Source organism: Synechococcus sp. A18-25c (genome assembly GCF_014280035.1).
Taxonomy (GTDB): Bacteria; Cyanobacteriota; Cyanobacteriia; order PCC-6307; family Cyanobiaceae; genus Synechococcus_C.
In genome coordinates, this window is sequence record NZ_CP047957.1 from 1,141,349 (window position 1) to 1,150,089 (window position 8,741).

Genomic DNA, 8,741 nt, shown 5'->3' on the forward strand with positions numbered 1-8,741 from the left:
ACTTACGTCCTCGTTTTGGTTGCAATAAGCACATCGCAGATCACGGCGATGCAGCCACGATTAAGTTGCTTATGAAAACTTTACATGCCTACCGTAGATCGTCCCGCCAATCAGCCTGGCGACTTTCTCGTTGATTACGAAGAAAAGGTCTTCCCTGATGTGAAAGCTGAGCCGGGAGAAAAAGCCCTAATCACGTTCCACACCGTGGCGTTTGAGGGCTCGATTGGCTTAGTGAATCTGCTCCAAGCCAGTCGTCTGATCAACAAAGGCTTCGAAACGTCGGTTTTGCTCTACGGACCTGGTGTCACGCTGGGTGTGATGCGCGGTTTTCCCAAGCTGGGTGATGCGGCATTTGATGGTCATCTGAACTTCAATGCACGCCTCCAGAAGTTCATGGATCAAGGCGGAAAAGTGTATGCCTGTCGGTTCGCCTTGCAGGCTTTGTATGGCCATGGTGAAAAAGCATTGATGCCTGGAATTACGCCCGTGAATCCTCTTGATGTTCTCGACATCGTGTTGATGCACCGCAAGGAAGGCGCCTTCATTCTTGACACCTGGACGCTTTGATTCCTTCCTGAGGCTCTCCACTGTGACCACCGTCAAAGTTGCTGCCGCGCAGATCCGTCCCGTCCTCTTCAGCCTGGACGGATCGCTCCAAAAGGTGCTGGATGCCATGGCTGAGGCCGCGGCCCAAGGGGTGGAATTGATTGTTTTCCCTGAAACATTTCTTCCTTACTACCCCTACTTTTCATTTGTTGAGCCGCCGGTTTTGATGGGGCGATCCCATCTGGCTCTCTACGACCAGGCCGTGGTTGTTCCCGGCCCAGTAACCGATGCTGTTGCCGCTGCTGCTCGTCAGTACGGCATGCAAGTTCTGTTAGGCGTCAACGAGCGCGATGGTGGAACGCTTTACAACACGCAGCTGTTGTTCAACAGCTGCGGCGAACTGGCTCTGAAGCGGCGAAAAATCACGCCGACCTATCACGAGCGAATGGTCTGGGGTCAGGGTGATGGCTCAGGCCTCAAGGTTGTGCAGACGCCGTTGGCCCGTGTCGGCGCGCTCGCCTGTTGGGAGCACTACAACCCCCTGGCCCGCTATGCCTTGATGGCCCAGGGAGAGGAGATCCACTGTGCGCAGTTCCCCGGTTCACTGGTGGGACCAATCTTCACAGAACAGACCGCCGTGACCATGCGCCATCACGCGCTTGAAGCCGGGTGTTTCGTGATCTGCTCCACCGGGTGGTTGCACCCCGACGACTATGCGTCGATCACGTCCGAGTCGGGTCTGCACAAGGCGTTTCAAGGGGGGTGTCACACCGCAGTGATCAGTCCTGAAGGCCGTTATCTGGCGGGTCCCATGCCGGATGGTGAGGGGTTGGCGATCGCTGATCTGGATCTTGCACTGATCACCAAGCGCAAACGGATGATGGACAGCGTCGGGCATTACAGCCGCCCTGAACTGCTCTCGTTGCAGATCAACAGCTCGCCTGCGGTTCCCGTTCAAGACATGACGACATCAACGGTTCCTTTGGAGCCGGCTACTGCTTCCGATGCCCTGTCATCGATGGAGGCACTGAATCATGTCTGAGCTTGGTCGCCTGGTGACTGAACTGCAGGTGCATGGTGTCCGGGTTGATCCTGTCCAGGGCAACCCGGGACGACGGGGAGGTGCGGGTCCCTCCGATCACCGTGCCTTGAATCTTGATGGCACCACTGTGATGGTGCCCGTTTACAACGATGCCTCCGCATCGTCTCCTTACAAATTGGCGTCATCGGGCGCTGCTCTTGCGATTGAGGGACCTGAGCAGGACTGCTCTCCACAGATCTCCACTCCACGGGAGCCAGCGTTTTATGGGCTGAGCACAGCCGATGGAATCCCCTATCGATCGATTGCCTTGCTGCACAGCAAGGATGTGTTGGCGACCACGTTGCTGCAGACCTGCATTCGCTTCCGGGATCGATCCCAGTCGTGTCAGTTCTGCGCGATTGAACAGTCCATCGAGGATGGGGCCTTGGTTCGCAAGACTCCTGAGCAGGTTGCGGAAGTGGCGGAAGCTGCTTTTCGGCTGGATGGGGTTAAGCAACTGGTGATGACCACCGGAACCCCGAACAGCGATGATCGTGGCGCCCGTCTGATGGCTGAAACCGCTGAAGCGGTTAAACGGCGGGTGAATCTCCCGATTCAGGGTCAGTGTGAACCGCCGGAGGATCCGCGCTGGTACCGGCGCATGAAGGAGTCTGGAATCGACAGCCTCGGCATGCACTTGGAGGTGGTGGAGCCGGATGTGCGGCGTCGGATTCTTCCAGGAAAATCGGAGCTCAGTCTTGAGCGCTATTACGAGGCCTTTGCGGATGCCGTTGCGGTGTTCGGTCGGGGTGAAGTGTCGACGTATTTGTTGGCCGGCCTCGGTGATAGCAAAGAGGCCTTGCTGACCTGCAGCCGCCGTTTGATTGAGCTCGGGGTTTACCCCTTTGTGGTGCCCTTCGTACCGATCTCCGGAACACCGCTGGAGAGCCATCCATCACCCGACAGCTCCTTCATGGTCGATGTGTATCAGGGTGTTGCCGCGATGCTGAAAGCGGGGGATCTGCGATCCGATGAGATGTCTGCCGGTTGTGCCAAATGCGGAGCTTGCTCCGCACTCTCGTTGTTCGAGCAGGTGCCGTAGTCATGGTGTCTTGTCTTGATCCCAGCAGCACCGGCATTGGCCGCAGCATCAGTTCCGCACCGCATCTGTTCATGCCGTCGGTGCGCGGCGGCATCGGCATCGACGCCGATGACTTCCGACTATCTCCCACCGCGAGTTCCGATCGGTTCACCTTTCATCTTCTGCGGGCTGACTCGTCGTTGACTCAGGGCTATTGGTCGTTGCGGCGTGGCATCTTCTGCAGCGAGCAGCATGTGTTTGAAGAGTCAGATCGTGATGAGCTCGATGCCATCGCCTACCCCATTGCGGCGTTGCATCACAGCTCAAACCCCGAGCATGAGGATGGCTCTGAAACCGATGTGGTGGGTGTGGTGCGGATTGTGGAGACAGAACCACGACTTTGGTATGGCGGGCGCCTGGGAGTGCATGCCGATTTCCGCCGCCATAACCAGATCGGAAAGGGGTTGATCTGGAAGGCTGTGACCACTGCCAATGGTTGGGGATGTGATCGTTTCCTGGCCACGGTGCAGATTCAGAACGTGCGCTTCTTCCGCCGCTTGCATTGGTCCTCGATCAATGAGCTTGAGATCCGGGGAATTCGCCACCATCTGATGGAAGCGGATCTCAGCTACTACCTGCCCTCACGTGAGCGACGGCCGATCGCCTCCCATCACCTGTCAGCTGCGGCGTGAATGACGTGGGCCTTGTGAGAGCTTTGCGCAGGACCAGTGGCCTGTTGGCGAAGCGCGATATTCGCTCGGCCGCTGACACGTTTTGCCACCAGCCCTTTCCGCAACTGGGATTGGCCGGAATGCTGGGGGATGACACTGCTGTGCTGCCCGCCCAGGACGGTCAACTGTTGTTGGCCTGTGAGGGGATGCATCCCGGTCTGGTTGAAGAGGACCCTTGGTTTGCCGGCTGGAGTGGGGTCTTGGTCAACCTCAGTGACATCGCGGCCATGGGTGGCCGTCCCCTGGCGCTAGTGAACAGTGTCTGGAGCACCAGTGCTGATGACATCAGCGCCTTGATGGAGGGAATGCGATTCGCGTGCGATCGCTTCGACGTCCCCATGGTGGGTGGCCACTCCAACCAGCAGAGCTCCTATCAGGCGCTTTCGGTGTCTGTTCTGGGTGTGGCGGATGGCCCCGTCTTGTCTGCTCGCGCCGCACGACCCGGTGATGAGCTGTGGATGGTGGTGAATCAAGCCGGAGGCTTTTATCGCCACTACCCCTTTTGGGATGCTGCGACCCATGCTCCGCCCGAGCGCCTTCGTGCGCAGCTTGCTCTGCTGCCGTTGCTCGCCGCTGAGCGGCTGGTGCATGCCGCCAAAGACATCAGCATGGGAGGCATCACTGGCACGGCCGTGATGTTTGCCGAGGCGTGTGGTCATCAATTGATCCTCGACCTCGACGCCGTGGAACGTCCTGAAGGCATCCACGACGAGGCCTGGCTGACCTGTTTCCCGAGCTTTGGCTACCTATTGGCTGTGGATCCCTCGCGCACGGCCGACTTGGCGCAAGTGGCATCGCGAGATTCGACGCTGATTTGCTGCCGTATCGGACACTTTGCCTCGGGTGATTGCAGCGTGGTTGTGAACCATTCAGGTGACACCCATCATTTCTGGGATGGCACTGATGCACTGACGGGTTTTGGCTGTGTTCGATGAGACAGTCACCGGCAAATTTGCCGTGCAAGATCATTGAATTGACCATTGAGCCATGCCTGAAGTTCGCTTTCAACTGGAGTGGCCAGACGGACAATCCAGCACGTTGTATTCGCCATCGACGGTGATTCTCGATTATTTTCGTCCAGGCGATTCGCTGTTGGTTTCTGAGCTCGAAGAGCGCGGAGTTCAAGGGCTCCGTGCGGCTTCTGAACGGGTTCGTGCTCGTTATGGTTTTGCCTGTACGCGCGCAGACGAAGAAGAATCTCAGCTGCGCCAATGGGTCGCTCGCTACAGCTCCGATGACACGGTTCGTGTCACCGGTCAGCAGACCTGATTGTCATTTTTCACGGATTATTTTTTCATGTCTGGAAAACCCCCCTTTCCCCCGTTCACCCTGGAAACAGCCAGCCAGAAAGCACGCATGGCAGAAAATGCTTGGAACAGTAAGGATCCTGACAAGGTCTCACTGGCTTACACCGAAGACAGCGTGTGGAGAAATCGCAGTGAGTTCATCCACGGACGGGCCGAAATCCTGGCGTTCCTGCAGCGCAAATGGGCCAAGGAGCTGGACTACAAACTGATCAAAGAAGTTTGGGCCTGCAGCGACAACCGGATTGCTGTTCGCTTCCAGTACGAGTGGCACGACACGGAGGGGCAATGGTTTAGGGCCCATGGCAACGAAAACTGGGAATTTGCCGAGAATGGTTTGATGCGCCGGCGTGAGGCCAGCATCAATGACGTTGCGATTGCCGAAAGCGACCGCCTGTTCACCTGGGGTGATGGCCCGCGGCCGGATGATTTTCCGGGTTTGACGGAGCTGGGTCTCTGAGTTGATGGAACGATTCCGTCATCCACTGCCGGAGGCGATCATGTCGATCGCAGACCTGCGGCTGTTCATGGAACACCACGTGTTCGCGGTGTGGGATTTCATGTTGCTGCTCAAGACCTTGCAGCAGCACCTGGCGCCATCTGGTCTCCCCTGGGTGCCGCCCAGCCACCCCGAGATCGCAGGTCTGGTGAACAGCCTGGTGGCGGAAGAGGAATGTGATGTTCTGCCCGAAAGCCTCGGTGGACCCTTGCCTCTTTCGCATTTCGCGATCTACAGACGCGCGATGGTGGAGATCGGCGCGGACACTGCGGTGATCGATGCGGTGCTCGAGCAGGCCTCGGGCGGTGATCTCGCCGCTGCTCTGCACCATCCGGGGATTCCAGCGCCGGCGGCTTGCTTCCTGCGCACCACCCAGGCATTGATCGCCTCTGCTGAAGTGCATGCGCTGGCGGCGGCGTTTGCCTATGGCCGAGAGCTGTTGGTGCCTGATCTGTTTCGTGACCTGCTCGATCGTTTGGTCGTGTTGGAGCTGCCCTGCCCCACCTTGCGCTGGTACCTCGAACGCCACATCGTTCTCGACGGTGACAGCCATGGGCCTTTGGCGGAAACGATGGTGCGCACCCTGGCTGGACACGACCCAGCCGCGCATGAGTTGGTGCAGATCGTTCGCAGCCAGGTGCTTTCCGATCGTGCTGCGTTCTGGGATGCAATCGCGCTCCAGCTTCGGCTGCGCTCTCCACTGGATCGCTCGGCGGGCATGATTCACGCCATGTCTGTGCCTGCATGAGCTGATGCCAGAGAGCGCCAAGCCCGATGCGTCGGGGGCATCCCATGCGTCATCTCATGCGGTGGTGATCGGTGCTGGCTGGGCAGGTTGGGGTGCCGCCAAAGCCCTTTGTGAGGCGGGGGTGCGCGTCACCCTGCTGGATGGCATGGCCGATCCCACCGGGACCACGCCGTTGACCACATCCAGTGGCAAACCGTTTGAGGCTGGCACACGCGGCTTCTGGAAGGACTATCCCAATATCAATGCGCTCACGGCGGAGCTCGGTCTCAAGGAGGTGTTCACCGACTTCACCAGCAGTGCCTTCTGGTCGCCCGAGGGGCTTGAGGCCACAGCGCCGGTGTTCGGTGATGGCCTGCAGCTGCCCAGCCCGTTGGGGCAGGCCTTTGCCACGATCGACAACTTCAAGCGACTGCCGGTGGCCGATCGGCTCAGCATCGCCGGTTTGCTGGTGGCGATGCTCGATCTCCATCGCAGTGACGCGGTGTTCCGTCGTTACGACGCGATGGATGCGCTGACCCTGTTCCGCCAGCTGAAGATCAGTGAGCGGATGATCGATGAGTTCCTGCGGCCAATCCTGCTGGTGGGCTTGTTTAAGCCGCCGGAGGAACTGTCGGCGGCAGTGACCATGGAGCTGCTCTACTACTACGCCCTCGCCCATCAAGACTCCTTCGATGTGCGTTGGATCAAGGCCAAGAGCATCGCTGAGCAGCTGATCGCACCCTTGAGTGAGCGGCTGCAACGGCAGCATCAGCTGCAGGTGATGGGCGGCACGCTTGCCACGGCCATGCATCTGGAGCCAGATGGCCAGAGGCTGGCGTCGGTGAGCACGCGATCGCTGACGACAGGCCGTGATGGCGTGATCGACGCTGTGGATGCCGTGGTGCTCGCGGTGGGCTCCAAGGGCATGCGGGCGCTGATGGCCGGTTCACCGGCCTGCGCGGCGGCAGCACCGGAGCTGGTGACAGCGGGTGCTCTGGACGCAATCGATGTGGTGTCGGTGCGGTTGTGGCTGGATCGCTATGTGCCGGTTGCCGATCCCGCCAATGTGTTCTCGCGCTTCAGCGCCCTGCGCGGCTCGGGTGCGACCTTCTTCATGCTCGACCAGCTGCAGCAGGGGGATCAAGCAGCGCTGTGGGGTGATCAGCCGGTGCAAGGCTCAGTGATCGCCAGCGATTTCTACAACGCCACCGCCATCGCCGAGTTGAGCGATCAGGCGATCGTCGACTGTTTGATGCAGGAGCTGCTGCCAATGGCGGTGCCGGCCTTCAAGGCTGCTCGCGTGGTGGATCAGGAGGTGCGCCGATATCCCGCTTCAGTGTCGCTGTTTTCGCCGGGAAGCTTCCACCAGCGTCCGCCGCTGGAAACCTCACTGGCGCCGGTGGTGTGTGCCGGCGACTGGGTGCGCATGGGCTCGCGTGAATTCGGCGCCAAGGGCCTCTGTCAGGAGCGGGCCTACGTGTGCGGGCTGGAGGCAGCGAATTCGTTGCTGCGGCGCGGGATCGCGCAGAGCGGTGCTGCCGCCCGCAACCGCCGGCATCCGGTGATCCCCATCCGCGCCGATGAGCCGCAGGTGCTGCTGGGCCGGGCCCTCAACAAGGTGGTGATGGATCCGCTGGAGGGCTTTGGCATCCGTTGGCCCTGGTTGGCATCGTGACCTCGACGTTCCAACGCCTCCTGGGGCCTGCTAATCGGATGAATGCTGCGAAATGGTTTGACGCCCTGGGCCGTGTGTTGATGGCGGCGGTGTTTGTGAATGCGCTGCCGTCCAAACTGACCGACTTTGCCGGAACGGCTGCGTTCATCGCCTCCAAGGGCATCCCGGCCCCGCTGGCTGCAGTCCTGCTGGCGTCTGCGATTGCGGTGCTGATCGCCGGATCCGTGCTGCTGGTGTTTGGGCGCAACACAATCCTGGGTGCATCACTGTTGCTGGTGTTCCTGGTGCCCACCACGCTGATCTTCCACACCTTCCCCGTGGACCGCGGCTTTGTGATGAACCTGGCCTTGATCGGAGCGCTGATCCTGGCGATCACCCGCTCCTGCGGCAATGCGGTGCCCAGCTTCAACCACCTGCGTGCCAAGGGCTGACGCCTGCGTCAGTCGCCACCATTGCTATGACCAGGCTGGTGTTGCGAAGCCCTCCCATGTCTCTTGAGCAACTGAAGGCTTTCCTGGAGACGGTGAAAGGCGACACCAGCCTTCAGGAGAAGCTCAAGGGTGCGAAATCAGCGGAGCATGTTGTGGCCATCGCCAAAGATCATGGGCATGCGTTCAGCATCGATAAATTCACGGAACTCAGCGATGAAGAGCTCGATGGTGTGACGGGTGGCGGGATTCACATGTGTTGCAAGACCACGCACAACAACACGCACGGTTGAGCCAAAAAAAAGCCCCTGGGGTCCCATCCCCAGAGGCTTGGTTCCTCTCTATGACTCGACGGAATTAGCTTCCTGCGGATGCTTGCTGGTGGGGAGCAGGAGAACCGCCCCTTTTGGTTCGGTCTTGACCACTCACCCCAGACAACCGCCCTCGGTTGGCGACAGCAGTGGTTAACGTTTCTTCATATTTGGTTGGGTGATCCGTGCTGTCAGGTCTTTTCCCCCTTGCCTATGCCGCCGTCGCCACGTGTTTGCTGCTGCAAGCGTTCCGGATGATGCGCCTGTCGACGTCTGCTGTTAAGGCGCCGACCGACCGCACTGGGCTCAAAACCGTTCACCCGGAATTGCTGGATGAGAACGGTGTGATGACCAACGAGGAGCTCTGGGCCGTGCGCTTTTCGCACAAGGAAGGTGTTGTGTTCCCGGAGGGTTGACC

The 8,741-nt window shown here is 59.7% G+C and carries 12 protein-coding genes; all 12 read left to right on the forward strand.

Going from position 1 to position 8,741, the window contains the following annotated elements:
- Positions 1-84 precede the first annotated feature (84 nt).
- The 12 genes from SynA1825c_RS06345 to SynA1825c_RS06400 all read left to right on the forward strand — a co-directional run bounded on the left by SynA1825c_RS06345 (position 85) and on the right by SynA1825c_RS06400 (position 8,739).
- The gene (locus SynA1825c_RS06345; RefSeq protein WP_186470784.1) at positions 85-567 is read left to right on the forward strand and encodes an MSMEG_0572/Sll0783 family nitrogen starvation response protein; all 483 of its coding nucleotides are present in this window, start codon (positions 85-87) and stop codon (positions 565-567) included.
- A gap of 22 nt (positions 568-589) precedes the next feature.
- On the forward strand, positions 590-1,588 hold the full coding sequence (locus tag SynA1825c_RS06350) for a Nit6803 family nitrilase (protein ID WP_186470785.1): 999 nt from the start codon (positions 590-592) through the stop codon (positions 1,586-1,588).
- Positions 1,581-2,669 carry an MSMEG_0568 family radical SAM protein gene (locus SynA1825c_RS06355; protein ID WP_186470786.1) on the forward strand — a complete coding sequence of 363 codons (1,089 nt, stop codon included), beginning with the start codon at positions 1,581-1,583 and terminating at the stop codon, positions 2,667-2,669. Before SynA1825c_RS06350 ends, SynA1825c_RS06355 begins: the two co-directional genes overlap by 8 nt.
- A 2-nt stretch (positions 2,670-2,671) precedes the next feature.
- Positions 2,672-3,340 carry an MSMEG_0567/Sll0786 family nitrogen starvation N-acetyltransferase gene (locus tag SynA1825c_RS06360; protein ID WP_186471064.1) on the forward strand — a complete coding sequence of 223 codons (669 nt, stop codon included), beginning with the start codon at positions 2,672-2,674 and terminating at the stop codon, positions 3,338-3,340.
- Positions 3,337-4,314, forward strand: coding sequence for a sll0787 family AIR synthase-like protein (locus SynA1825c_RS06365; RefSeq protein WP_186470787.1), 978 nt, complete (start codon positions 3,337-3,339; stop codon positions 4,312-4,314). The genes SynA1825c_RS06360 and SynA1825c_RS06365 overlap by 4 nt, the downstream gene beginning before the upstream one ends.
- A 52-nt stretch (positions 4,315-4,366) precedes the next feature.
- Entirely contained in the window at positions 4,367-4,648 is a 282-nt protein-coding gene (locus SynA1825c_RS06370) for an MSMEG_0570 family nitrogen starvation response protein (protein WP_186470788.1), read from the forward strand.
- Between the two features lie 27 nt (positions 4,649-4,675).
- Positions 4,676-5,143 carry a nuclear transport factor 2 family protein gene (locus tag SynA1825c_RS06375; protein WP_186470789.1) on the forward strand — a complete coding sequence of 156 codons (468 nt, stop codon included), beginning with the start codon at positions 4,676-4,678 and terminating at the stop codon, positions 5,141-5,143.
- A gap of 4 nt (positions 5,144-5,147) precedes the next feature.
- A complete protein-coding gene (locus SynA1825c_RS06380) occupies positions 5,148-5,930 on the forward strand; it encodes a DUF3050 domain-containing protein (RefSeq protein ID WP_186470790.1) in 783 nt (260 codons plus the stop codon).
- 4 nt (positions 5,931-5,934) lie between these two features.
- Positions 5,935-7,584, forward strand: coding sequence for an FAD-dependent oxidoreductase (locus SynA1825c_RS06385; RefSeq protein ID WP_186470791.1), 1,650 nt, complete (start codon positions 5,935-5,937; stop codon positions 7,582-7,584).
- Between the two features lie 38 nt (positions 7,585-7,622).
- Entirely contained in the window at positions 7,623-8,015 is a 393-nt protein-coding gene (locus SynA1825c_RS06390) for a DoxX family protein (protein WP_186470792.1), read from the forward strand.
- Between the two features lie 56 nt (positions 8,016-8,071).
- Positions 8,072-8,305, forward strand: a complete 234-nt coding sequence (locus SynA1825c_RS06395) for a Nif11-like leader peptide family natural product precursor (RefSeq protein ID WP_186470793.1) — start codon at positions 8,072-8,074, stop codon at positions 8,303-8,305.
- Positions 8,306-8,508: 203 nt separating this feature from the next.
- A complete protein-coding gene (locus tag SynA1825c_RS06400; RefSeq protein ID WP_186470794.1) occupies positions 8,509-8,739 on the forward strand; it encodes a DUF2973 domain-containing protein in 231 nt (76 codons plus the stop codon).
- Positions 8,740-8,741: the final 2 nt, after the last annotated feature.